This is a genomic window from Oryzibacillus soli (assembly GCF_051594765.1).
GTDB lineage: Bacteria > Bacillota > Bacilli > Paenibacillales > NBRC-103111 > Paenibacillus_AR.
Map to the genome: position 1 here is coordinate 16,972 of NZ_JBPPGJ010000017.1, position 23,746 is coordinate 40,717.

General features: G+C 56.9%; 19 protein-coding genes. 15 read left to right on the plus strand and 4 right to left on the minus strand.

What is annotated here, in order from left to right:
* Positions 1 to 57 precede the first annotated feature (57 nt).
* On the minus strand, positions 58 to 1,797 hold the full coding sequence (locus ACSEXW_RS21035) for a sensor histidine kinase (RefSeq protein WP_438448143.1): 1,740 nt from the start codon (positions 1,795 to 1,797) through the stop codon (positions 58 to 60).
* A gap of 192 nt (positions 1,798 to 1,989) precedes the next feature.
* Here ACSEXW_RS21035 and ACSEXW_RS21040 point away from each other — a divergent pair, with 192 nt between their 5' ends.
* From ACSEXW_RS21040 to ACSEXW_RS21065, 6 genes are all read left to right on the plus strand, one after another.
* Positions 1,990 to 2,910, plus strand: coding sequence for an ABC transporter permease (locus ACSEXW_RS21040; protein WP_438448255.1), 921 nt, complete (start codon positions 1,990 to 1,992; stop codon positions 2,908 to 2,910).
* A gap of 15 nt (positions 2,911 to 2,925) precedes the next feature.
* Positions 2,926 to 3,804: a carbohydrate ABC transporter permease gene (locus ACSEXW_RS21045; protein WP_438448144.1), complete on the plus strand. Its 879-nt coding sequence runs from the start codon at positions 2,926 to 2,928 to the stop codon at positions 3,802 to 3,804.
* Positions 3,805 to 3,938: 134 nt separating this feature from the next.
* Positions 3,939 to 5,687: an extracellular solute-binding protein gene (locus tag ACSEXW_RS21050; protein ID WP_438448145.1), complete on the plus strand. Its 1,749-nt coding sequence runs from the start codon at positions 3,939 to 3,941 to the stop codon at positions 5,685 to 5,687.
* Positions 5,688 to 5,780: 93 nt separating this feature from the next.
* Positions 5,781 to 9,083: a cellobiose phosphorylase gene (locus ACSEXW_RS21055; protein ID WP_438448146.1), complete on the plus strand. Its 3,303-nt coding sequence runs from the start codon at positions 5,781 to 5,783 to the stop codon at positions 9,081 to 9,083.
* Between the two features lie 216 nt (positions 9,084 to 9,299).
* Positions 9,300 to 10,811, plus strand: coding sequence for a MocR-like pyridoxine biosynthesis transcription factor PdxR (pdxR, locus tag ACSEXW_RS21060; RefSeq protein WP_438448147.1), 1,512 nt, complete (start codon positions 9,300 to 9,302; stop codon positions 10,809 to 10,811).
* Positions 10,805 to 11,596 carry a helix-turn-helix domain-containing protein gene (locus tag ACSEXW_RS21065; protein ID WP_438448148.1) on the plus strand — a complete coding sequence of 264 codons (792 nt, stop codon included), beginning with the start codon at positions 10,805 to 10,807 and terminating at the stop codon, positions 11,594 to 11,596. Before pdxR ends, ACSEXW_RS21065 begins: the two co-directional genes overlap by 7 nt.
* 59 nt (positions 11,597 to 11,655) lie before the next feature.
* Here the strand turns inward: ACSEXW_RS21065 and ACSEXW_RS21070 are convergent, their stop codons facing one another.
* From ACSEXW_RS21070 to asd, 3 genes are all read right to left on the minus strand, one after another.
* Positions 11,656 to 11,910 (minus strand): LSm family protein, encoded by a 255-nt coding sequence (locus ACSEXW_RS21070; protein WP_438448149.1) that lies wholly within the window; start codon positions 11,908 to 11,910, stop codon positions 11,656 to 11,658.
* A gap of 136 nt (positions 11,911 to 12,046) precedes the next feature.
* A complete protein-coding gene (locus ACSEXW_RS21075; protein ID WP_438448150.1) occupies positions 12,047 to 13,312 on the minus strand; it encodes an MFS transporter in 1,266 nt (421 codons plus the stop codon).
* A 99-nt stretch (positions 13,313 to 13,411) separates the two neighbouring features.
* Entirely contained in the window at positions 13,412 to 14,206 is a 795-nt protein-coding gene (asd, locus tag ACSEXW_RS21080; RefSeq protein WP_438448151.1) for an archaetidylserine decarboxylase, read from the minus strand.
* 358 nt (positions 14,207 to 14,564) lie between these two features.
* Here asd and ACSEXW_RS21085 point away from each other — a divergent pair, with 358 nt between their 5' ends.
* From ACSEXW_RS21085 to ACSEXW_RS21125, 9 genes are all read left to right on the plus strand, one after another.
* Complete coding sequence (locus ACSEXW_RS21085; protein ID WP_438448152.1) at positions 14,565 to 15,410, plus strand: helix-turn-helix transcriptional regulator; 846 nt, start codon at positions 14,565 to 14,567, stop codon at positions 15,408 to 15,410.
* 242 nt (positions 15,411 to 15,652) lie between these two features.
* Entirely contained in the window at positions 15,653 to 16,609 is a 957-nt protein-coding gene (locus ACSEXW_RS21090; RefSeq protein ID WP_438448153.1) for a VanW family protein, read from the plus strand.
* 37 nt (positions 16,610 to 16,646) lie between these two features.
* A complete protein-coding gene (locus ACSEXW_RS21095) occupies positions 16,647 to 18,368 on the plus strand; it encodes a GspE/PulE family protein (protein ID WP_438448154.1) in 1,722 nt (573 codons plus the stop codon).
* 30 nt (positions 18,369 to 18,398) lie between these two features.
* Positions 18,399 to 19,613 carry a type II secretion system F family protein gene (locus tag ACSEXW_RS21100; RefSeq protein WP_438448155.1) on the plus strand — a complete coding sequence of 405 codons (1,215 nt, stop codon included), beginning with the start codon at positions 18,399 to 18,401 and terminating at the stop codon, positions 19,611 to 19,613.
* Positions 19,614 to 19,723: 110 nt separating this feature from the next.
* A complete protein-coding gene (locus tag ACSEXW_RS21105) occupies positions 19,724 to 20,308 on the plus strand; it encodes a prepilin-type N-terminal cleavage/methylation domain-containing protein (RefSeq protein ID WP_438448156.1) in 585 nt (194 codons plus the stop codon).
* Between the two features lie 75 nt (positions 20,309 to 20,383).
* Positions 20,384 to 21,391 (plus strand): type IV pilus biogenesis protein PilM, encoded by a 1,008-nt coding sequence (gene pilM / locus ACSEXW_RS21110; RefSeq protein ID WP_438448157.1) that lies wholly within the window; start codon positions 20,384 to 20,386, stop codon positions 21,389 to 21,391.
* Positions 21,392 to 21,395: 4 nt separating this feature from the next.
* Positions 21,396 to 21,992 (plus strand): PilN domain-containing protein, encoded by a 597-nt coding sequence (locus ACSEXW_RS21115; protein WP_438448158.1) that lies wholly within the window; start codon positions 21,396 to 21,398, stop codon positions 21,990 to 21,992.
* Positions 21,993 to 22,667 (plus strand): type 4a pilus biogenesis protein PilO, encoded by a 675-nt coding sequence (locus ACSEXW_RS21120; protein WP_438448159.1) that lies wholly within the window; start codon positions 21,993 to 21,995, stop codon positions 22,665 to 22,667. It abuts the gene before it with no gap.
* 11 nt (positions 22,668 to 22,678) lie between these two features.
* Positions 22,679 to 23,746, plus strand: a complete 1,068-nt coding sequence (locus tag ACSEXW_RS21125; protein WP_438448160.1) for a type IV pilus twitching motility protein PilT — start codon at positions 22,679 to 22,681, stop codon at positions 23,744 to 23,746.

The window sequence follows — 23,746 nt, forward strand, 5'->3', positions numbered from 1 at the left end:
CCTTCTTAGATGAATGAATCGATCTTTATGGAGGTGGAGGTGCACCTCTCATCCTCCTTATCCCGCGTCCAGAAGCGGCTTCTCCGCTGTCTTCACCCATCGGACCGTAACCTCGAGTCCCTTCGGATGATTGGGGGAGAACTCGATCTCCGCCGTATCTCCCCAGAACAGCTTCATCCGCTGCCGGATGTTCCACAAGGCGCAGCCGGTCTCATCCGTCGGCAGCATGTGAAGGGCGTTGCGCAGCGATCTCTCGCTGTCCGGCGTCAGGCCGACTCCGTTGTCCCGGACCGTCAGCCGATAGCCGGCGGCCGTTTCCTCCCCCAGGATGTCCAGCTCTCCGTATTCCAGCATGGGCTCGATCCCGTGGAGCACCGCATTTTCGACCAGCGGCTGCAGAAGCAGGCGGGGAATTTCCAGATCCATCATAGTCTCCGGCACCTGGATGCGGTAATCCATGCGCTGCAGATGCAGCTTCTGGATCTCCAGGTAGCTGATGATGAGCTGAAGCTCCTCCCGGATGGAGGAGGTGGGTTTTTCGACGCGGGTGGTGTAGCGGTAATACTTGCTCAGGTGCATGGCCAGGTCCATTACCGATTGCTTCTCGCCCAGCCGGGTCATGCTGCGGATCAGGGCGAAGCAGTTGTACAGGAAGTGAGGGTTGATCTGGGACTGGAGCTGCTTCAGGTTGGCCTCGCGGGAGCGGAGCTGCTCCGCGTAGACCGTCTGGATCAAGTTCTCGATCTCCGCCGCCATCTCGTTGAAGCGCTGGAACAGGAAGGCGAACTCGTTGTTGGGCTTCATCCGGATCCGGGCGGAATAGTCCCCCTTCTTGATGATCTGGACATTCTTCACCAAGGCGCGGATCGGCACCTGCACCTGCTGGTACAGCACGAAGGCGGCGCAGAGCCCCAGCACGAGCAGGGTGGCCATGGCGAAGTAGAACAGGTTCCGAGATTTGACGATGGGCTTGAGAATCTCCTCGATGGGCTCGTAATCCACGAGATACCAGCCGAGGGAAGGGATCTTCACGGCATTCAGGAGATAGGTCTCGTCGCCCAGCTTGATGCTGCGGTTGGTGGCCGTATCCCAGTCTCCGTCAGGAACCAGCCTCAAGAGCTCCGCGATCCGGCCGTTCTCCGCCGAATGGTTCCGGATCGGATCGGAGCCGGGCTTGAAGAAGAAGGGATCGCCCTTGCCCCCCAGCTTGAACTGGTCGAGGGAACGGACCAGCTCCTGGGCGGAGAAGGAGATCTCCACCACGATCCCCGCCTTCGTCACGTCGGTGGCGGCTTGAGCCGGCTGCACGATATGCTTCACGAAGCGGTCCTCGTCCAGTCCCTTGACCCGTCCCAGCTTCCACCGGACGCTGACCTGTTCCTTCAGATACTTCTCGTCGTAAGAGATGCTGCTGGTGGAGATGACGCTCTGGGTCTCCGGCGAGTAGACGCTGATATGGGTTTCCCAACCGGTGGAGACGTTCAAGAGCCGTAAACGCTCATACAGGCGGAGCACGGCTTCGTTCGCTTCATATTTGTTATAGAACATGTCCAGATTTTGCAGCTGCCGGATGTTGATGTCCTCGCTCAGGAGCAGCCCCAGGGTGGAGAGGAGCCCCACGTTGTGATCCACCTGGTCGGCGTAGAAATGCAGGTCCTTCGTCTTCAGGGTCTGGACCTCTTTGTGGACCGTGTCGATGCTGATCCGGTTGGAGACGTAATACAGCGCCATCAGCGGGGCAAGCAGGCACATGATGAGAATCAGGATTTTGGTAAACGTATTCATCTTCACGTTCACGTCGGATGCGCCTCCCGGCAACGCATAATAAAATGGCATCGTTCCAAAGAGTCGGGCATGTCGCAGGCGGCGGCACGCTGGTAGGATATAGGTACGGGGAGCGCACTCTCCCCGGAAGTGTAACCATCATAACATGCAGAGAGGGTTTTGGAAATGGAGATGAAACTGGCTACGGAAGCACCCGGAGAAGAGATGCCGGCCCTGGTGCGGAAGCTGAACAAGCCCAGGCGCAGCGCGACCTGGCCTCTGCACCTGATGCTGCTGCCCGCCGTTGCGGTCGTGTTTCTATTCGTCTATCTGCCCATGGGCGGTCTGGTGATGGCCTTCCAGGATTACAAGCCATTCCTGGGCTTTACCGGGTCGCCGTTCGTCGGGCTGGAGCATTTTCGCTTCATGTTCGAGTATCCGGACAGCAAGCAGGTCATCATCAATACGCTCTTGATCGCCGGTATGAAAATCGTCACGAACCTCGTCGCCCCGTTCGTCTTCGCGCTTCTGCTGAACGAGGTGCGGATCTCCCTCTTGAAGCGGTCGATCCAGACGCTGGTGTATCTGCCCTACTTTATCTCCTGGGTGGTGCTGGGCGCCATCCTGACGGATATGCTGGGCACGGAGGGAATCGTGAACCGGATGCTGACCGGCTGGTTCGGCATCGAGGCCGTTCCCTTCCTGATGAATGGCAACTGGTTCCGGTTTACGGTCATCGTGAGCGACGTGTGGCAGAACTTCGGCTTCGGCACCATCGTCTATCTGGCGGCTCTGACCGGCATCAATCCGGATATGTATGAGGCGGCGGAGGTGGACGGGGCCACCCGGTGGAAGCAGACGCTGCACATTACCATTCCCTCCCTGATGCCTGTCGTCATCGTCGTAGGGACGCTGGCCTTGGGGAATATTCTGAACGCCGGCTTCGACCAGATCTTCAATCTGTACAACACCATGGTATACAGCAAGGGGGACATCATCGACACCTTCGTGTATCGGACCGGTATTCTGAACGGACAGTTCAGCTTCGGGACGGCGGTGGGGCTGTTCAAGTCTCTGGTCGGCATGGTCATGATCGTGACCTCCTACCGGCTGGCTTACAAATTCGCCAACTACAGAATCTTCTAGGGGGGACGTCCTGCCATGTACCATAAATCGGCCGGTTACCGGCTGTTCAGTGTCGTGAACAATGTTATGCTGCTGCTCATATCCCTCTTGTGCCTGCTTCCGCTCGTGCACATCCTGGCCGTCAGCTTCAGCGAAAGCGCGCCCGCCAACGCCAATCTGGTCGGGCTCTGGCCGAAGGGCTTCACCGCCGCCTCCTATGAGCAGACCTTGGGCAATCCCAACTTTACCCGGGCGCTATGGATGGGCATCTACCGGACCATTCTCGGCACCGCCATCACCATGTTCCTGATCACGCTGGCGGGCTATGCCCTCTCGAAGGATTCGACGGTCTTCCGGGCCCGCTCCTACTACACGTGGTTCTTCCTCATCACCATGCTGTTCAACGGGGGCATCATTCCGACGTACATTCTGGTGCGTAAGCTCCATTTGATGAACACTGTCTGGGCGCTGGTGCTGCCGGCCTCGGTGGCGGTGTTCAGCATGGTGCTCTTGATGAACTTCTTCCGTGCCGTGCCGAAGGAGCTGGAGGAGGCGGCCATCATGGACGGCGCAGGCCATCTGACGACCCTCCTGCGCATCTATCTGCCCATCTCCATGCCGGCCATCGCCACCATGTCCCTGTTCTCCATCGTCGGAAACTGGAACGCCTGGTTCGACGGACTCTTGTACATCAACAACTACCGGAACTACCCGCTGGCCACCTTCCTGCAGACGGTCATCGTCCAGCAGGACTTCAGCAAGATCAATCCCAATGTGGCGGAGCTGAAGGCCATCTCCACCCGCACGGTGAAGTCGTCCCAGATCTTTATCGGCATTCTTCCCGTCGTAGCCGTGTATCCGTTCCTGCAGAAGTATTTTGTAAAAGGAATTGTGCTTGGGGCCGTCAAATCATAAAATACCCCCAATAATGACGTACCCACAAAAAATAAGCATCGGGACACAAAAATGAGGCATTTCGGTGGATAAAAAATCCGTTTATAGTAAATCCCGTAAGTCAATCTAATACGAATCGATGGGGGATAGAGGACATGAACAAGAAAAGGGTAAGCCTGCTCCTCGCAACCGCGCTCGGCGCAACGGGAATCCTGTCCGCATGCGGCAGCGACAGCAGTGAGAGCAAGCCGTCCGACGCAAGCACCAGCCCGGCAGCCCATGCAGCAGCCGCCACAAGCGCTGCCGCCGACAAGACCGGCTGGAACGGCAAGAAGTACGATCCGCCGATCACCATCAGCTCCGTGAAGGGCGTCGATCCTTCGGTCCACTTCAAGAAAGGCGAGACCATCGAGAACAACGTCCTGACCAAGATTCTGAAGGAGCAGCTGGGCGTGGAGGTCAAGTATGACTGGACCGTCACCAACACCAACGACGCTTACAAAACCAAGCTCCGCCTCATGCTCTCCTCCGGCGACAAGCTGCCGGACGTGGTGGCCTACCGCGGAGATGTGGAAACCTATAACCTGCTGATCGAGTCCGGTCAGTTCATGGCCGTCGACGAGCTCTTCGACAAGTACGCCAGCGACATCTACAAGAAGGGCGTAGCGGTGGACCCGGCCATGTGGCTTCCGGTCACCAAGGGCGGCAAGAAGATGGCGCTGCCGATTCTCGATTACGCTTACAACGACGATATGGTGCTCTGGTTCCGTCAGGACTGGATGGATAAGCTGAACCTTCAGGCGCCCAAGACGCTGGCCGATCTGGAGAAAATCATGGATGCCTTCGTCAACCAGGATCCGGACGGTAATGGCAAGAAGGACACCATCGGTCTGGCAGCCGGCTTCAAGAACACCTATCTGGGGTGGATGACCGATATCTCTTGGGTCTTCGGCGCGTATGGGACCATGCCGAACGTATGGAACAAGCAGGCCGACGGCTTACTGACCGCCGGTGCGGTCCAGCCGGAAGCCAAACAGGCGCTGGCTAAGCTGAAGGAATGGATGGATAAGGGCTACCTGCATAAGGATTCCGCGCTGAAGGACGAGACGACCGGCGCCGAGTTCTTCACCAAGGGCCAGGCCGGTGCCATCGTCGGTCGGAACTGGCTGCCGGATTGGCCGTTCCCGGATCTGACGGCCAATGTCCCGGGCGCCAAGTACAAGGCGTATCCGATTCCGGCCGGACCCGACGGCAAGGTGGGTGCCCAGAGCGGCAACGCTCCGGTTAACGGCTATCTCTTCGTGAACAAGAGCGCTAAGCATCCCGAAGCCATCGTCCGCTACTATAACTTCTTCTTCGAGAATTATGCCAACCCGCAGAAGGGCGGCATGTTCGAGAACGGCATCGCCGAAGGCTATGACTGGGCGAAGGCGCCGGACGGCACCATCACCAAGGATCCGAAGAAATACCCGGACTTGTTCCCGAACAACGTGGACGACGCCTTGGTCGAGCCGGACCGTTATACGCTGACCTTCGAAGGCGCCCGGATCCCGACGCTGTACGTGGATACCATGGTAAAGCTGGCCGACGGCGGCAAGGCGGAAACCCCGTATGAGCTCGCCACCTCCAAGGTCCGCAAGAAAGAGAACCTGGATGCCATGAAGGTGGTGCTGGCCCAGAAGAACATCCGGATGAAGAACTACTATCAAGGTCCTCTGACCCAGACCATGGGAAGCAAGAACGAGCTGCTCGACAAGCTGGTCCGCGAAACCTACAGCAAGATCATCTACGGCCAAGCGCCTATTGATGAATTCGACAAGATGGTGCAGAGCTGGAAGTCCTCCGGCGGCGACCAGATTACCAAGGAAGTCAACGACTGGTACAAAGCGGCTACGGCCAAATAAATAGAGATTCCCTCCAGGGAAGAGGTTGCTGCGGCTTCAGCGATCTCTTCCCGCTCTTGTAAGAGGGGACTCGAAACGGAAGGAGCTCGCCCTATGGCGCACTATTCATTCGACGGAGCCGACCGGTTCCGGATCTTAGGCTATAACCAATCGAAGCCGTTCGCAGGCTTTTTGCCCGGTATCGCCGGGCTGGACGGCATACCTATGTGGGTTTTCTACGTGAACCGGGGGCAAGGGATCGCCAGCTTCGGCGTTCAGGACAAGGATCATGCCATCATGGAGTTTCAACCCGCCCATAAGGCGTACCAATTGACGCCGCTGCAGGGGTTCCGGACTTTCATCAAGTGGAAGCGGGGGGAGGCAGCGGGCTTTTGGGAGCCCTATGCAGGCCGTAGGGAGCAAGCCGGTAAGGAGATTCTGACGGTGGAGCCGAACGGGCTGTCGTTGAAAACAGAGGATCCGGCCTCGGAGCTGCAGGTGGAGACGGATTACTATACCCTGCCGGGAGAGGAGTTCGCCGCCTTGGTCCGGCATGTGGTCTTCCGCAACTCCGGCAAGGAGCCGGTGGAGCTGGAGGTGCTGGACGGCATGCCGGCCGTGCTGCCTTACGGAACCGGCAACGCCGGCTACAAGGAGATCGGCAACACGCTGAAGGCTTGGATGGATGTCTACAATCTGGAGAACGGCATCCCGTATTATCGGATGCGCTCCAGTACGGAGGATTCAGCGGAGGTTCAGACGGTAACGGCCGGGCATTTCCTCCTGTCCTTCCTGTCCGGGCCGGAGGGGGAGGAGGATGTGCCGCTGGTGGTGGACGCGGAGCGGGTCTTCGGCTGCGGCTCGTCGCTGCGGGAGCCGGACTCCTTCCTGGAGCAGGGCTGGGAGGCGGCTACCGCTTCGAAGCCGGTAACCGCCAACAAGGTGCCGTGCGGCTTCAGCGGCTTCCGCCAGGAGCTTGCGCCCGGCGGGACGGTGGAGCTCTACACGATGATCGGGCATACGGCCGACATCGGGCGGATCAACGGGCGCCGCAAGGAGCTGTCCCGCCGGGAGTATTTGCGCAGCAAGAAGCAGGAAGCGGCGAGGTTGGCGGACGAGGTGACCTCGGCTATTCGGACCCGGTCGGGGATGGAGCGGTTCGACGCCTACGCCCGGCAGTGCTACTTGGACAATGTGCTTCGAGGCGGCCTGCCTCTGGTGCTCGGGCGGAGGGTGGAAGCGGGAGCAGGAACGGAATCGGCCGGCGGCGTGCCGGTCTCGGGAAGACAGGCTCCGGCGGTCTATCATGTCTATTCCCGCAAGCATGGGGATCTGGAGCGGGACTATAACTTTTTCTCCCTGGAGCCGTCGTATTATTCGCAAGGGAACGGCAACTTCCGGGATGTGAACCAGAACCGGAGAATGGATGTGTTCTTCGAACCGGAGGTCGGGGATACCAATGTGAAGGTATTCATGAATCTGCTGCAGACCGACGGCTATAATCCGTTGGTGGTCCAAGGCAGTAAGTTCCGTCTTGCCGACCCGGCAATCCCGCTGGGGATGGTGGAGGAGGACCGCAGGCAGGAGGTCCGGAATTTTTTGGAGGCGGGGTATACGCCCGGGGGTCTCCTGCGGTGGATGGAGCGCAAGGGGATCCGGACCGGCTGCGCTCACGGGGAATGGATCGGGCATGTGCTTGCCTATTCCAGGCAGGAGATGGAAGCGGCGTTCGGGGAGGGGTATTGGATCGACCACTGGACCTATAATATGGACCAGATCGAGTCGTACCTGGCGGTGTATCCGGACCGGCTCGAGGAGCTGTTGTTCGGTGACGGCAGCTACGCGTACTACGACAGTCCGGCCTTTGTCCGGCCCCGGGCCCTGAAGACGGTGCTGGACGGGGATAAGGTCCGGCAGTATGGCGCCTTGGAGGAGCTGCCGGAGAAGGAGGCGCTCCTGGAAAGCCGCGGCGCGGAGCGCTGCTGGGTGAGAACCGCCCATGGCCATGGGGCTGTATACCGCACCCATCTGTATGAGAAGCTGGTGTGTCTTGCGTTACTCAAATTCGCCACGATGGATCCGGAGGGGCTGGGCATCGAGATGGAGGCCGGCAAGCCGGGCTGGAACGACTCGCTGAACGGACTGCCGGGCTTGTTCGGCTCGGGCTTCAACGAGACGGCGGAGCTGAAGCGGCTCGTGGATTTTCTCATGGTGCTGCATGAGCGGCTGCCTGCGGAGAGTCTGGCCCTGGAGCTGCCCATCGAGATGGCGGAGCTGCTGGAGGCGGTGGAGCGGGAGCTGGACGAGTACGGACGGTCGGCGGAGCCCGATCGGGATTTCCGGTATTGGGACCGGGTGTCGGGAGCCCGGGAGAAGTACCGGGAGTCGGTCCGGTTCGGTCTGGACGGCCGGGGCCGGTCCTTAGCGGCAGAGGTCGTGCTCCGGTTCCTCCGAAAGTGCGCCGCCAAGGTCAACCAAGCCTTCGTACGTGCTAAGGAGATCGGCAAGGGGTTGTACCCGGCCTACTTCTACTATGAAGCGGTGGAATTCGAGCGGCTGATGGACACGAAGGGGCAGCTCCATACCGATGCCAAGGGCCGGCCCTATGTCCGGGTCACGAGGTTCCGGCGGTGCGATCTGCCTCCGTTCCTGGAGGGAGCGGCTCGTGCCATGAAGGTGCTGGATTCGGAGGTGGAGCGGCGCTCCTTGTACGAGGCTGTCCGCGAGAGCGGCATCTATGACCGGAAGCTGCGGATGTACAAGGTGAATGCGCCCTTGGCCGGAGAGAGCCATGAGCTGGGCCGGGCCGCCGCCTTCACGCCGGGCTGGCTGGAGAATGAGTCGGTGTTCCTCCATATGGAATACAAGTACCTGCTGGAGCTTCTGAAGGGCGGGCTCTATGAGGAATTCTACGAGGACATCCGGCATGCCTGGATCCCGTTCCTGGATCCCGCCGTATACGGCCGGAGCACGCTGGAGAATTCCTCCTTCATCGCCAGCAGCGCCAATCCGGACCCCTCGCTCCATGGAACCGGCTTCGTGGCGCGGCTCAGCGGCTCGACGGCTGAATTCCTGCAGATGTGGCAGCTGATGATGACCGGCCCCGAGCCCTTCCGACTGAAGGACGGCCTGCTGGAGCTACAGCTTCTTCCGCTGCTGCCGGCATGGCTGTTCGACGGGCAGGGGGAAGTGGCGTTCCGCTTCTTAGGCTGCTGCGAGGTGATCTATGCGAATCCGGAACGGAAGAACACGTTCGGAGCCGATGGCGTATCCCCGCTCCGGCTGGAGATCAGGGGCACGGACGGGAGCGTGCGGCTTGTGGACGGCCCGGTGCTGGCCGGCGAGGCTGCCCTTGCCGTCCGGGAGAAGCGGGCGGCTTCCATCCGGGTGCTTCTGGGGAGCCCGGAGGCTCGGTAGCAGCTTGCGCAGCCGCGGCGGCGGCGAAGGAAGGCCCCGGGGGCGGGGCAGATGCATGATTACATGGCCGGACTCGGGATCACCGATGTCCGGCTATTCGTGTTTCTATTCATCCTTCCGTCCGTGTTGGAATTGACAATCCGCAGGACGCGGTTTAGATTGAAATTATTATACCAATTGTGCAAGTCGAACGGACATCCGACAGGGAGGTGCGCCATGGACTTCATCCTGCCCTATGAGACTTACCGGATCCGCTACCGTCTGAAGGGGGAAGCCTTGTACCACGCCCTAAAGGATGCGGTGACAGAGGGACGGCTGCCAGCGGGAGCGCCGCTGCCCTCCAGCCGGGAGCTGGCCGCACTATACGGCTTGTCCCGGGGCACCGTCAATGCGGTCTACGAGACCTTGGGCGCCGAAGGCTACGTGCTCTCCGAGGTAGGCCGGGGGACCCGCGTCGTCTACGGCGCAGGCCATACCCGCTCCCCGGAGGATGCAGCAGAGGGTAGGCACCGGTTCCGGCTCTCGGACTGGGGTGCCCGGGTAGACCGGCTCCCGCTCAGGACCTTCTCCGCAGGCGGACCCCGCTCTGCTCATCCCGGAGGCGACATCCGCTTCGAGATCGGCATCCCGGATCTGGAGCCGTTCCCGTTCGAAGCGTGGAACCGGATGCTCTACGCCGGTGTCCGGGAGCTGGCCCCCGGCTACGGCCGGGAATGGTTCCAGTCCGCCGGCTATCGGGGGCTGCGGGAAGCGGTGGCGGCCCATCTGAGCCGGACCCGGGGATTGGCCGCCGCTCCGGAGCACCTCGTCATCGTCAACGGGTCCATGCAGGCGATCGCTCTCTTCTGCCAGCTTCTGGTGAACCCCTCTGACGCGGTGGCGGCGGAACACCCCGGCTACAGCGGGGTCCGAAGAGCCATCGCCGTCCAAGGCGGGCGGTTCATGCCCGTGCCTCCGGGCCCGGGTCTCGTGCCGGCCGTCCGGGCATCGGGGGCAAGGCTTGTCTTCGTCACCCCGGGCCGGCAGTTCCCGACCGGGGCCGTCATGCCTCTGGCGGACCGGCTGGCGCTGCTGGAATGGGCGTCCGAGGCCGGGGCGCTTCTCGTCGAGGACGACTACGACAGCGAGTTCCGCCACCGGGGCCGTCCGCTGGAGCCGCTTAAGGCCTTGGACCGCACCGGCTCGGTCGCCTACATCGGCACGTTCACGAAGACGCTGCCGCCCGGGCACCGGATCGGCTACGCCCTCCTGCCGGAGGCGCTGGTAGAGCCCTTCGTGAAGGCCAAGCAGCTGTACGAGCCGCATCCGACGGCCCTTCTGGAGCAGCGGGCGCTGGCCCGCTTCATGCAGAGCGGACATTACGAACGGCATCTGCGCCGCATGAAGCGGACCTATGGGCCCCGGTTCCAACGGCTGAAGGCTGGCCTGGAGCAAGTGCTGGCGGATTGCTGGGAGCCGGTGCCTACAGACTGCGGACTCTACCTTTTCGCCTATTGGAAGGGCCCTCCGGAGCTGTGGCGCCGGTTCGGAGACGCCTGCCGAGCGGACGGCGTGTTCTGGTCCGAGACCGATGGCTACTTCGAAGGGGAGGGCCGCCCGTCGGCCTGCTTCGGCTTCTCCCATCTGACGGAGGAGGACATCGATGAAGGCGTACGAAGGATGGAGCAGGCCTGGCGTTTCATCCGAAGCGCGCGGCAAAATGGTCAAGAAGGAGGAGACCCATGCTGAATGTGTCACCGGAGCATTATATCTTGAAGCCGTCCTTCGCGAAGATTCTGTGCGAGCCGGCTTGGAAGTGGCAGCGGCGGGAGCAGAAGCTGCCCAACTATGACCTCTTCTACGTCTGGAGCGGAGAAGGAGAAGTGTTCCTGAACGGGGCCACATACCCCGTGGGCCGCGGAAGCTGCTTCCTCTTCCGGCCGGGGGACGATACTTACGCCACGCACAATCCGCAGAAGCCGCTGACGTTAACCTACATCCACTTCGATCTGGAACGTCAGCCGGATATGGTGCCGGAGCGTTACCGCATCATCCGGGACACGGTGGAATTCGAGCGGCTTCTGTCCAGCTACGTGCGGCTCTTCCTCGTGGAGATGACCTTCGGTGCGGAGGAGGAGGCCCGGCTGGTCCTGAAGCAGCTCATGATCCGCCTCCTGCGGGAGGACCGGTCCGAGGAGCCGTCCGGCGGGGGCGAGAGCGTGCAGCTGACGGAGGCCATCCGCGAGGTGGCCAACTATATCCGGCTGAACGCCGGGAAGCATCACCGCCTGGAGGATCTGGCGGCAAGGGCCAACCTGTCGCCCAAATATTTCAGCACCAAGTTCAGAGCCATGATCGGACAATCCGTCCAATCGTACATCATTCGCTCCCGGATCGAACGGGCCGAGCATCTGCTGCGGTACGGCGGCATGACCGTCACCGAGGTTGCGGACGTGCTCGGGTACCGGGACGTCTTCTTCTTCAGCCGGCAGTTCAAGCGGCATACGGGCAAGAGCCCGTCCGGCATCCGGTAAATGCAAGAGCGGGCTCCTTCATGAGGAGGCCCGCTCTTTTTTGGCTTCTGCTGCCCGTCTTATTGACACGGGGGAAACGGCAGGATATCCTGAATCTCCTGGAATTCGTAGTGGAATGTGGCGAATTGGAACGCGTACAAATATTGCAGCACATACACCTGGGTAGCATCCACGCTGCAGATGACGCCGGAGACGCCCTTACCGTTCTTCAGGCTGATGCCGACCGGCTGCCCGGTCAAACGTTTGGCCTTCTGCTCCACCGTGGCGGGTATTCCCCCGTTGTAGGACCAGGGGGTCGGAAAAGATCTGTACATGGGAATCCGTCCCTTCTTGTTTACCGTGATATGCCTTATGTATATGGGCGAAGGCCCGAATGGGTGAATGTCTCGGCGCACAAAAAAAACCGCCAACTCGAAGCCCGGAGGGCCTTGAAGTTGGCGGTTGTTCTGGTTAGGCGGGCTGCTCCTCCGACCACTTCCGGATGAGCCGGTCGGCCGGAAGCATGACGGTCAACAGACCCAGCAGCGGAAGGAAGGAGCAGATCTGCATCACGAAGGTGATGCCGGTCCAGTCGGCCATGGCTCCCAGAGCGACGGAGCCCAGCGCCCCCATGCCGAAGGCCAGGCCGGTGATGAGGCCGGAGACCGTTCCGATCTTGCCCGGGACCAGCTCCTGTGCATAGACCACGGTGACCGAAAAGCTGGACAGCAGGATGAAGCCCAGGACGAACAGCAGCGGATAAGCCCAGAACGTATTCGTGTAGGGCAGCAGCAGCGCGAAGGGGGCGGATCCCAGCATGGAGAAGAAGAGTATGTTCTTCCGTCCGAACCGGTCCCCCAAGGGGCCGCCGCAGAAGGTGCCGAGAGCTCCTGCCGCGCCGAAGCAGAAGATGTAATATTGGGCGTCCCGGATGCTGACGCCAAGCGTATCCTTCAAGTAGAACTGGTAGAAGTTCGAGATGCAGGCACCGTACCAGGAGCGGGCGAACACCAGCACCACCAGCAGAATCAGGGCATTGCGGATCCGTCGCTTCCGCTCGGGTGTGAAGACGGCGGCTGTTCCGCTGCGGGCGGTACGGGGATTGCGGATCAGGTATTCTTTATACCAGTGGGCCACCATCCATTGCACTGCGATAGCCAGACCGGCGACCAGCGTGAACCAGATGGCGCCGAATTGGCGCATGGAGACGAAGATCAGGGCTGTCATGATGGGGCCAAGAGCCTGGCCCGCATTGCCTCCGACCTGGAAGATAGACTGGGCCAGCCCCCGGCGGGAGCCTGCAGCCATATTGGAGACCCGGGAGCCCTCCGGATGGAAGACGGCAGAGCCTAGGCCGACCATAACCACGGCCAGGATAACCATCCAATAAGAGCTGGCGAATGCCAGGGTCAGCATCCCGAAGAAGCTGGAGACCATGCCGAGGGGCAGAAGAAACGGCGACGGCTTTTTGTCCGTATACAGACCGACAACCGGTTGCATGATGGATGATGTGACGTTCAAGCCGAAGATGATGAAGCCGACCTGAAGGTAGGATAAGTTCATGTCTTCTTCTAGAATGGGCAGGATCGCTTGGAAGACGGACTGCATGGAGTCATTCAGCAGATGGACGAGACTGATGGTGAATAATATACCGTATAGGGTAGCCTTTTCGGCGGACGGAGCCCCGCGGGACCCCGGCAGCGGCTTCGCCTGTAACGGTGGGGCAGAGCTGGACACAAGAACCTCTCCTTTCGATAACGATGAAGCAAATAGATGTAAACCGGCCCCTCCCAATCCCTGGGTGGAACCGGTTTATCCGTGGTCGGGAAAAACCTGTTATTCGGATTTGGTGTGGAGAAGACCCAAGGCCTGCCCCATCTTGATCTTGCTTCCCAAGCCAACGCCCGGCAGCGGATCGAAGGTGCCGCTCTCGAACAGCAGCACAACGGTCGACCCGAACTCGAAGTAGGCCAGATCCCCGCCCCGCTCCAGCTGGTCCGGAAGAGGAGAGACATATTGAATGCTGCTCACATTCATAGCCCCGACCTTCACGACGGCCAATTCGCCGTATTCGTGCTGGACATAGGTGACGAGGCGCTCGTTGCGGGACAGGACCCGCTTCATATGAAGCAAGCCGAAGTCATTCACCGGATACACGCGGCCCGGGATATGCTCCTTCTCAAGAATTCGTCCGGCCACGGGAGAGTGGATCCGGTGATAATCCGTCGGACTCAGGTACAGCACCATGAAGAATCCGTTCTTATAGCTGACGGTCCGGGGAGACTGGTTCAGCAGCTCCTCCACCGTATAGTCCTGACCCTTGACCTGCAGCATCAGGCCTTCTTGGATGCGGCCGAATCCGGTAATCAGGGAGTCGACCGGACTGACCAAGACGTCGGTGCCCTGGTCGATGGGGCGCAGTCCCGGCTTTAGCCGGCGGGTGAAAAATTCATTCAAGGATTGATAGTCCCGAACCTGCTTCTCCGCGTCCTGTACGGGAATGCCGTAGGTCTTGGCAAACCAGGGAATCAGCCGGCGGCTTGCTTTGGATTTGGCGAATGCACCGGTAATCCTGGATATGCTCTTGCGGGAGGAAAGCTCGGTCATCAACCGGAAGATGGGTTTCGCCATTCGTAAGGTTCACCTGTTCCTTCAATATGTCATTCCAATACCCATACTACCATACCGGACAAAAAAAAGTCACCCATCCTTTCCGATGGGCAAAATATGGATTTATTGTGACATTTTTAACGAAGCTGGAAAGAAGGGGAATCATGAACATTTTGTGACATGGTAGGAGGAAGCGCTTACATGTCGAAATATTCGTATAACTTCTTTGTTAATAAATGGAGGAATGCCATGTATTCTGACACTATTTGCCGAAAGATAGTCGTTTCTGCATAATGCATATGTATTATTGTCTAATGTATTATGGATAGTGAATATTAATGGGCAAGAGAACAAATCCACCAATAAGAGAGTTGAGTACATGGGCGTATTCGCAAGTGAAGTCCAATCAGACACTTTTCACAAAGCAATAGGCGTCAATCATGAGGAACTAGTACGGTTTCACGAGAAGTCGCTGCTTAACGGTGTCCAACGGGACACCATGCGGATCCGCTTCCGGATTCAGGGCAAGATGCTGGAGCGCCTTCTGCTCAAGAACCAATTGTTGATGAATATTGTCCACAAGGAGGGCAATCTCGTCTTTAATTCCTTCTATTTCCCCTACATGTTCATGGTAACGGATGCAAACGGCGTGATCATGTTCATGAGCGGGGATGAAGCCTCCTTGGACAATGTGGAGCGGATCAACAACATCGGCATCGGGTCGTCCATGTCCTTCTCCAGTGCGGGGACGAATGCGATTGCTGCCTCTATCGAACTGCAGCGTCCGGTTTGCTTATGCGGCCCGGATCACTTCCTGCAGACCTTCCATGATTGGACAAGCCTCTGTGTGCCGGTCCGGAATACGGAGAATCATATTGCCGCTTATGTGGCCTTATCCTCTTACTACGAGGTGCCGGCTCTGCTGGTGTACCCTTGTATTGAATCCATCGCTTTCAAGCTGGAGCAAGAGCTGAAGAAGGCGGAGATGCAGAGCAAGAACTGGTTCGTGGAGGAGATGCTGGAGGAGCGCTTAAGGACCTTTCCCTTGACCGCAAGGGAAAAGGAGGTGGCCATGTACTGGCTGCTGGACTACGATTACAAGCAGATCGGCAAGGTGGTAGGCATCAGCGAGAACACGGTCCGGGTCTATATAGCCAGGATAAACGGGAAAATGAGAGTCAATTCCAAGGCTTCCCTGATACTAAGGGTACTTGGGGCCATATGAAAGTCGTGCATTCCATCCTCCCCTTTGCGGGTGAGGATGGTTTTTTTATGTCCGAAGTCCTAAGCGGAATTGCCATTGTTCGCATGCCGTAATGCATATGTAGTACAACGGGTGAATTAAGTATTTCGGCTTAATGATCCTGCATTATTTTCAATCGCTTGGTCGGGCGACTATGATTGTCCAAGGAAGACAGATTTAGCCAATAGTTGTCGAGAATTGATGGATGAAAGGACTTCGAACACATGAGACAGAAGCGGAAGGGCGGTCCATGGAAGACCACCGCCATTGGGTTGGGAGTGGTCGTCTGCTGCGGCCTTGCAGTTCTCGGTCTGGGTAAGGCCGGTATCGTCAACTTGCCGGAGGAAGCTTATCCGGATCATTGGTGGCAGCAGAAATCCACCGCTGCGGCACCTACCGCAGCACCGAAGGCCGAAGCGGCAGCCGGTCAACAATCGGCCAGCCCCTCGACTCCAGCACAAGCGCCATCCGCGAAGCCGGCGGCTACCCCACAGGCCGCATCCGCCGCAGCTGGGAAGACTCAAATCTTGGGACAAGCTCAGAGCGCCGCAGCCCCTGGTGGTACCTTCGAGTTCTGGAACCAGGCGGTTCAAGAGGTTAAGATCGCAGCAGGGCAGCGCTTCTCTATGAATGAATGGGTGAAGCAGATTGTGAAGGACAAGAAGGTGGATCTGGTTGAACAGGATTTGTCCCAGCTCGCAAGCCTGATGTACGAAGCGGCCATCCGGTCCGGTATGGAGGCTGGAGAGCGGTACCTGCACAAGGAGCTTCCTGCTTATGCGAATCCCGGATTCGATGTTGCCTACGAGCCGGACCGCAAGGATCTGACCTTGCTGAATCCGTTCGAGAATGAGGTGCAAGCCGGCATAACCTTCAACGGTTCGCTACCGATTCTACATTGGTCCGGTACTCCTGTCAAAGGATGGGCGGCCCCCGGGCTGGATGTGACCAAGGAAACCTTCGCCCCCGAGCGGATCCTGATGGTGGATTACCAGCTCACCGGTGGCGGAGAGGTTAAACGCAAGGACGGCAAGGACGGACAGCTGGTGAAGGTGTACAAGCTGGGTAAAGACAAAGAGCCGAAGACGCTTCTCTATAAAGATTACTATGCCACACAGCCCGTTGAGTACAGCCGGCCGCCTACGCCGGAAGAACTGAAGGCTGCAGCGGGAACGAAGTAAGACCGGATTTCAGGAAGAGAAGCAAGGAGGGCGAATCATGAGAATTGGCGAGCTGTTGGTCATGAATGGCCTCATCACCGAGGAACATCTGGAACAAGTCCTGAAACAACAAGTGCATACCAAGAAAAAGTTGGGCGAGATTCTGATCGACAAAGGGTTGATCACAGAGCGGCAGCTGGTAGAGGTTCTGGAGTTCCAGCTTGGTTTTCCGGTGGTCAACATGTTCGAGACCGCGCTGGATGTAGCAACGGTCCAGCTGATCCCGGAAGCGCTGGCCCGCAAGCATTGCGTCATTCCTATTGATAAGAAGAACGGCAAGATCAAGGTGGCGATGGCAGACCCTCTGAACTATGATGCGATCGAGGAGATCCGGTTGGCTACCGGCATGAGCGTACAGCCCTTGATCGCCATCCGGAGCGAGGTCGAGCAGGCCATCACCCGAAACTACGGGATGAAGGAATCGCTGGACGAGCTCATGGAAGACCTGTCCAAGCTGGACGGCAAGGATGAGGAGCAGGAAGCGCAGGATCAAGGCTCTCCCATCGTCAAGCTGGTGAACCAGATCATCCAATCCGCCGTTCAGCAGAAGGCCAGCGATATCCACATCGATCCGCAGGAGAAGCAGGTGGTGGTGAAGTACCGGATCGACGGGGTCCTTCGGACGGAGAAGTCGCTGCCCAAGCACATGCAGGGCGTGCTGACCGCACGGATGAAGATCATCGCCAAGCTGAACATTGCGGAGCGCCGGCTGCCGCAGGACGGACGCATTCAGATGCAGCTGGACAATAAGAAGATCGACATCCGGGTATCCACCCTGCCTACGGTGAACGGGGAGAGCGTGGTGCTCCGGATCCTGGACCAGTCGGCCGGCATCAAGCGGGTGGCGGATCTGGGCTTCAGCGAGCATAACCTGAGCGGCTTCGAGAAAATGATCCAGCGGCCACACGGCATCGTGCTGATCACGGGTCCGACGGGAAGCGGTAAGACGTCGACTCTCTATTCGGCTCTGGGGCAGCTCAATACCGATGATGTGAAGATCATTACAGTAGAAGATCCGGTAGAGTATCGGATGCAGGGTGTCACGCAGGTGCAGGTTAACTCCCAGGTGGGTTTAACCTTCGCCTCCGGACTCCGGTCCATCCTGCGTCAAGACCCGAACATCGTCATGGTCGGTGAGATTCGGGATACAGAAACGGCAGAGATCGCCGTCCGGGCTTCCTTAACAGGCCACTTGGTTCTCTCCACGATCCATACCAACAGTGCTGTCAGCACCATCAGCCGTTTGATCGATATGGGCATTGACCCTTACCTGATCGGCTCCTCGCTCTCCTGCGTCGTGGCCCAGCGTCTGGTACGCCGGGTATGCAAGGAATGCGCGGAGGTGGTTCCGGCCCGGGAGGACGAAGCCAGGCTGCTGGAGGCCCACGGTCTGGTGGAAGAGCCGCAGAAGCTGGTGGGAACCGGCACCATGGGCTTCTTCCGGAAGGAAACGGTTCATGAGCATCGGGTCATGGTTACCCGTGGTCGCGGATGCGGCACCTGCAACAAGACCGGCTACAGCGGCCGGCTGGCTGTCCATGAGGTGCTGGTCATCGACGAGCCCCTCCGCCGGCTGATCGTGCAGAATCGTCCGGTGAACGAGCTGGAGGCCCATCTGCGGGAAACCGGCTACAAGCGGATGATCTACGACGGTCTGCTGAAGGTGAAGAGCGGGCAGACCACAACGGACGAGGTGCTGAAGGCCGTCTCCGATGATTAAGCTTAGGAGTTCAGGAGGGAACAGGGCGGCATGCCGAATTATGCATACGAGGCGGTAAATGAGACAGGCAAGAAGCTGAAAGGCGTCTACAACTCCGCCAGCAAGTCACAAGCAATCTCGGAGCTTCGCGCGAAGGGATACATGATCCGGAGCATCTCGGAAAAAGCGGACACGCTGATGGACAAACAGATCAGCATCGGACGTGCCGTCAAGCTGGAGGACTTCGTCATCTTCTGCCGCCAGTTCGCCACCTTGATCCGCTCCGGCATTCAGATCGACCAGGCCGTCGGGATCCTGGAGGATCAGACGGTATCGAAGAGTTTGAAGAAAGCGCTGAATGATGTCCACTCCCAGGTCCTGAACGGCCACCAGCTCTCCAAGGCCATGGGCGAGCATCAGCGGGTCTTCCCGGATATGTTCGTGAACATGGTAGAGTCGGCGGAGGCCGGCGGCAATATGGACGAAGTGCTGGAGCGGATGGCCGATCACTACGAGAAGGAGCACAAGACGATCCAGAAAGTTAAGTCGGCCATGACGTATCCGATCATTATCATCATTATTGCCATAGCGGTCGTCATCTTCCTTCTCATCAAGATCGTCCCCACCTTTGCGAACATGTTCCAGGAGCAAGGCGCCGAGCTTCCATGGATTACCCAATTTGTTATGAAGGCAAGTGACATTGTTACTTCCTATTGGTGGGTGTTTCTTCTTGTGGTAATTGGTTCTGGCCTGGCCTATAAGATCGTGTTCTCAAGAGATGAGCAGGTCCAATTCCTAATCGATAAGGCAAAATTTAAAATACCGGTATTCGGTATCGTACTCAAAAAAGCAGCTATCGCACGCTTAACTCGAACCATGTCTTCCTTGTTCGTCAGTGCCGTGCCGGTACTGCAAGCGCTTGAGGTCACAGAGAAAGTGGTGGGTAACCGGGTCTTGGCCAAGGTGCTCAGAGACGCAAGAGATAGTTTGTCCCAGGGGAAACCTCTTAGCGAACCATTTACGACCAGCGGACATTTTCCAAAGTTAGTTCTGCAAATGCTGTACATCGGGGAGGAAACCGGCCAAGTTGATAAGATGCTGATGAAGATTGCCGATTTCTATGAAGCCGATGTGGAACAGAGTGTAGATAGATTAAAGGCTGTCATCGAGCCCCTGATGCTGCTTATGGTTTCAAGTGTCGTGGGGATTATCGTAGCAGCCATTATGTCTCCCATGTTCAAGATGTATGAAACCTTCTTGAAATGAACGCGGGAGATCTTGTGGGGAGGTGATATAAACAGAATCGAGCACGGAATGATAACTACTTGATATCAAAAGCAAAAAACTAAAACAAATCAAAGGGAGGATTTTATTCAATGGAATTAGTAACTACGCAGTTTCGTCATTTTACACAAAAAGGATTTAAGAAGCTTCACAAGGATGAAAAAGGTATGACTCTGATCGAGTTGCTTGCTGTTATCGTCATCTTGGCGATCATCGCAGCAATCGCGATTCCGTCTATCTCCGCAATCATCCGCAACTCGGAGCGCAGCTCCCAAAGAGCGAATGCTCATACGGTGGTAGATGCAGCACGTCTGGCAATCGCGTCGAGAGGGGTTTCCGGAATTGGTGCTGATGAAACAGCAACACATGCCAACATTACCTCCCCCGGAACTGGCGGACAAACACGGAAAATCACTTTGCAAGAATTGATTGATAGTGGTTATTTGAGTGAAATCAAAGATCCGTATCGTAAAGGTACTACATACAATCCCGCTTCTTCTTATGTAATTGTAACTCGCACAAGCACTACATCTGGCTCTATTACATCTGATGTCTATAAATATTGGGTTTACATCATGCCTGGCGGTACTGGTGCACCTACCACTCCTTACTTTAATGATACTGAAGAAAGTCTGATTGACGAACCGAACCAAACAACTGCACATACCAACCTCTAAGCTAATACAGTTCCCCTACACTGCCTAAGGGCGGTGTAGGGGGTTCACCTTATGCCTACCGAGAGGAGCACTCTTATGTTCGGGCTTGACCGATTGTTTAAGTTAAAGCGAAGCAGCACCTGCATCGGCATGCATATTATGGACAAGCAAGTGAAGCTGATTGAAGCAACAATGAGTTCTCGTGGTGTGGATATCCACCAACTGCAAACCATCTCCCTCCCGGAGGGAACGATCCGAAATGGGAAAATAATCGACGAGGAATCGGTTGTATCACGACTCGGGGAGGCGGCACGTCAATACGGACTAGCAGGTGCAAGTGTGAACCTGACCGTGCCTACCGCCAATGTGGTCCTGCGCAAATCGGTTTTTCCGTCTTTAAAAGATAAAGAGCTCCGTAACATGATCGATGTGGAGCTTCACAGCGGAAGTCAGATTCCGTTCAAGAACCCCGTGTTCGACTACATCCGGTTGGGTGCGCCCCAGAACGAAGCTGCTGCCACTGCAGAGAAAGGCAAGGGTTCCAAGAACCAGGAAGAGGTCCTGATCTTCGCCACACCTATTGACATGGTGGAGAGCTACAGCAATGTTGTATTCCAGGCGGGTATGGTGCCCCAAGCTGTTGAACTATCGTCCCTTGCACTGTTCCGGTTGTTGGCGGCCAACCGTAAGCTTACCGGACTAACCGTGTCGGATTCCTTCATGATCGTCCATGCGGAAGCGGATTATGCCGACTTCAGCATCTTCGCAGAAGGGATACCGGTCTTTATGCGGTCCCACTCCATGAACAGTGGCTTCATTTTGGAAACGGGTACTGAAGCGAATGAAGCATATGGGCGGAATCTTTCCATGGAACTCGGGAGGGTTCTGAACTATTACAAATATTCGGTTTCCCTGCAACAGCAAGATGTCAAGCAGATGTTTCTCGTCGGTGATCATGAACTGACGGCCACCTTGGCAGAGCAATTAAGGAATTCGTTCGATGGTGAGATTATCAACTTACCCTTGGAATCGGTGTTGCGGAGCCAGGATACCCGATACAAATCTTATGCCGTTCCCATCGGATTGGCCATGAAAGGAGCATGACCTAGTGAGCCTAGCATCCCACAACTACGAGCCTATAGAAATCAATCTGCTGCAGATGATGCCGAAGGCCGAGAAAAAGCCAAGCAAGATTGTTCCGATTCTCCTAATCGGGGCTATTCTCTTGGGTACTATTTCACTAGGTGGTGTATGGTACTCTGCCAAGTCTGAGACGAAGCAGTTGACACAGGACATCGCAGCGACCGACAAACAAATTGAGGCGATGAAGACACAGCTGGCCCAGACGGCACCAGCCACAGCTGCAGATTTCATTGCAATCCCCACTGCTCTAAAGGCTAACAAGCCAGCGATGACTACAGTCTTGGATAAACTCTCGAAGTATATGCCTAAAGACGCCAACATCAGTTCATTAGCATTGGAAAGTACATCGAGCGTCAAGCTTACGGCGTTGTTCTCTTCCACAGAAAGTGTCATCTCTTTCACCCAAGCGGTGAATGCCTCAAAAGACTTTCAATTGGTATCCATGGCGGGGTTAACCAAGGTTGCAGATGGTAAGGATAACTCAGGCAATCCGCCACTGGCCCCTATACAGGTTTCATTCGAACTTAAATTGAAAGAGCCGCCGAAAGGAGGCGGAGCGTAAATGTCCATTCTATCGAATCGAAAAAATCTGCTGTTTATCAGCATTGTCTTGTTACTAATCCCTGTTGTACTTTATCTTAATTTCCTCTCTCCCGTATTAAAGGAGCGGGATTCGCAACGGAGTACGTTGAACCAGAAAAAGCATGAGTTGGCTTCCCTTCAGCAGCAGATGACCCAATCGAGAGAAGCGACTCCACCAGAAGCGGTCAAGCTTGCACAGCTTCGGAGGGCCATACCGGAAGAGCCGAATGTCGAGGGGTTAATTCGCGATATGAGAATGTTGGAGACTGTATCAGGGGTAAAGTTCGAAGTAGGGTATTCCTTCGATACGGCTTCGGCCCAGTCCGATCCCAACGCACCCAAAACAGGACAGTCGGCAGATAAATCCGTATTGTTAGCCTCTCCGATCCAGATCAACCAAACTGTAAAGGGCGATTACAAACAGATCTACAGATTGTTGGAGGAAATTCAGTCAACTCAACGCTTAATCCAAGTGGATAAGGTTACCTTTAACACTACAATTTCTCCTCCGGTAAAACTTAATGCAGCGAAACAGGAGCTTAATAGCAGTTTATCTATGACCGCATATTATGCCTCGGGTTTAAAGCGGTACTTTAAGAATCCGATTCCCATTGACGCAAGCGCGGTTGAGGGACGAAGTAATCCGATTTATTAGGAGGATCACATATGGAAGCACCTCCAATCGACAATCAGACGATATCAGTGAAGCATCTGCTTAAGCTGGCCTATACCTCCAATGCATCCGACTTGCATATCAACAGCGGAACAGAGCCACTTATGCGGCTGCATGGAAAGTTAGTCAAGGCGGTCCATCATGTACTGGGACCGGAGGATACCATGCGGATGGCCAAGGAAGTATTAAGTGAGAAGCAGTGGGAGGAATTGCAGAAGAAGGGGGAGGTCGACTTCTCCTTTGCTCTTCCGGATCTTTGCCGGTACAGGGCCAATGTATTTAAGCAGAAGAGGCACATCAACATGGCGTTCCGTGTCCTCTCTACGAACGTGCCCAATCTGGAAAGACTGAATCTTCCCCCTGTTGTTCGCGAGTTCGCTATGAAGCAGCAAGGACTGATATTAGTAACCGGTCCGACAGGTAGCGGTAAATCCACGACACTAGCCGGGGTCATCGACTATATTAACCGGACCCAGCAGAAGCATATCATTACCCTGGAGGATCCCATCGAGTATCTGCATCCCAGCAAGCTGTGTCTAGTGGCGCAGAGGGAGGTCGGCATTGATACACTATCTTTCTCCAACGGATTGCGGGCGGCCCTTCGTCAGGACCCGGACGTCGTGCTGGTAGGGGAGCTTCGGGACCTGGAGACGATCCGGATTGCGATTACTGCTGCGGAGACCGGTCACTTGGTTCTGGGAACGCTCCATACCCCGGATGCTCCGCAAACCGTAGACCGGATCATCGACGTATTCCCGACGGAGCAGCAGCGTCAGATTCGCATCCAATTGGCTTCCGTATTGATCGGAGTATTATCTCAACGCTTGATCCCCCGAATGGACGGCAGCGGAAGAGCTATGGCATTGGAAATACTGGTGAATACCCCGGCCGTAGCCAACCTGATCCGGCAAGAGAAGATTTACCAGATCAAATCGGTACTGCAGACAAGCCGTCATCTAGGCATGCAGACCATGGCCTCCAGCTTGAAGCAGCTGATTGAAGAAGGCCAAATTGATAGAAATGCATTGAAAGAATATGAAATGAGTATTGGAGAGGATTAG

Bases quoted from the DNA above. Each gene is read 5' to 3' on its own strand.
- ACSEXW_RS21040 (WP_438448255.1), top strand. From the start codon at position 1,990: ATGCCGGCCCTGGTGCGGAAGCTGAACAAGCCCAGGCGCAGCGCGACC.
- ACSEXW_RS21045 (WP_438448144.1), top strand. From the start codon at position 2,926: ATGTACCATAAATCGGCCGGTTACCGGCTGTTCAGTGTCGTGAACAAT.
- ACSEXW_RS21050 (WP_438448145.1), top strand. From the start codon at position 3,939: ATGAACAAGAAAAGGGTAAGCCTGCTCCTCGCAACCGCGCTCGGCGCA.
- ACSEXW_RS21055 (WP_438448146.1), top strand. From the start codon at position 5,781: ATGGCGCACTATTCATTCGACGGAGCCGACCGGTTCCGGATCTTAGGC.
- pdxR (WP_438448147.1), top strand. From the start codon at position 9,300: ATGGACTTCATCCTGCCCTATGAGACTTACCGGATCCGCTACCGTCTG.
- ACSEXW_RS21065 (WP_438448148.1), top strand. From the start codon at position 10,805: ATGCTGAATGTGTCACCGGAGCATTATATCTTGAAGCCGTCCTTCGCG.
- ACSEXW_RS21070 (WP_438448149.1), bottom strand. From the start codon at position 11,910: ATGTACAGATCTTTTCCGACCCCCTGGTCCTACAACGGGGGAATACCC.
- asd (WP_438448151.1), bottom strand. From the start codon at position 14,206: ATGGCGAAACCCATCTTCCGGTTGATGACCGAGCTTTCCTCCCGCAAG.
- ACSEXW_RS21085 (WP_438448152.1), top strand. From the start codon at position 14,565: ATGGGCGTATTCGCAAGTGAAGTCCAATCAGACACTTTTCACAAAGCA.
- ACSEXW_RS21090 (WP_438448153.1), top strand. From the start codon at position 15,653: ATGAGACAGAAGCGGAAGGGCGGTCCATGGAAGACCACCGCCATTGGG.
- ACSEXW_RS21095 (WP_438448154.1), top strand. From the start codon at position 16,647: ATGAGAATTGGCGAGCTGTTGGTCATGAATGGCCTCATCACCGAGGAA.
- ACSEXW_RS21100 (WP_438448155.1), top strand. From the start codon at position 18,399: ATGCCGAATTATGCATACGAGGCGGTAAATGAGACAGGCAAGAAGCTG.
- ACSEXW_RS21105 (WP_438448156.1), top strand. From the start codon at position 19,724: ATGGAATTAGTAACTACGCAGTTTCGTCATTTTACACAAAAAGGATTT.
- pilM (WP_438448157.1), top strand. From the start codon at position 20,384: ATGTTCGGGCTTGACCGATTGTTTAAGTTAAAGCGAAGCAGCACCTGC.
- ACSEXW_RS21120 (WP_438448159.1), top strand. From the start codon at position 21,993: ATGTCCATTCTATCGAATCGAAAAAATCTGCTGTTTATCAGCATTGTC.
- ACSEXW_RS21125 (WP_438448160.1), top strand. From the start codon at position 22,679: ATGGAAGCACCTCCAATCGACAATCAGACGATATCAGTGAAGCATCTG.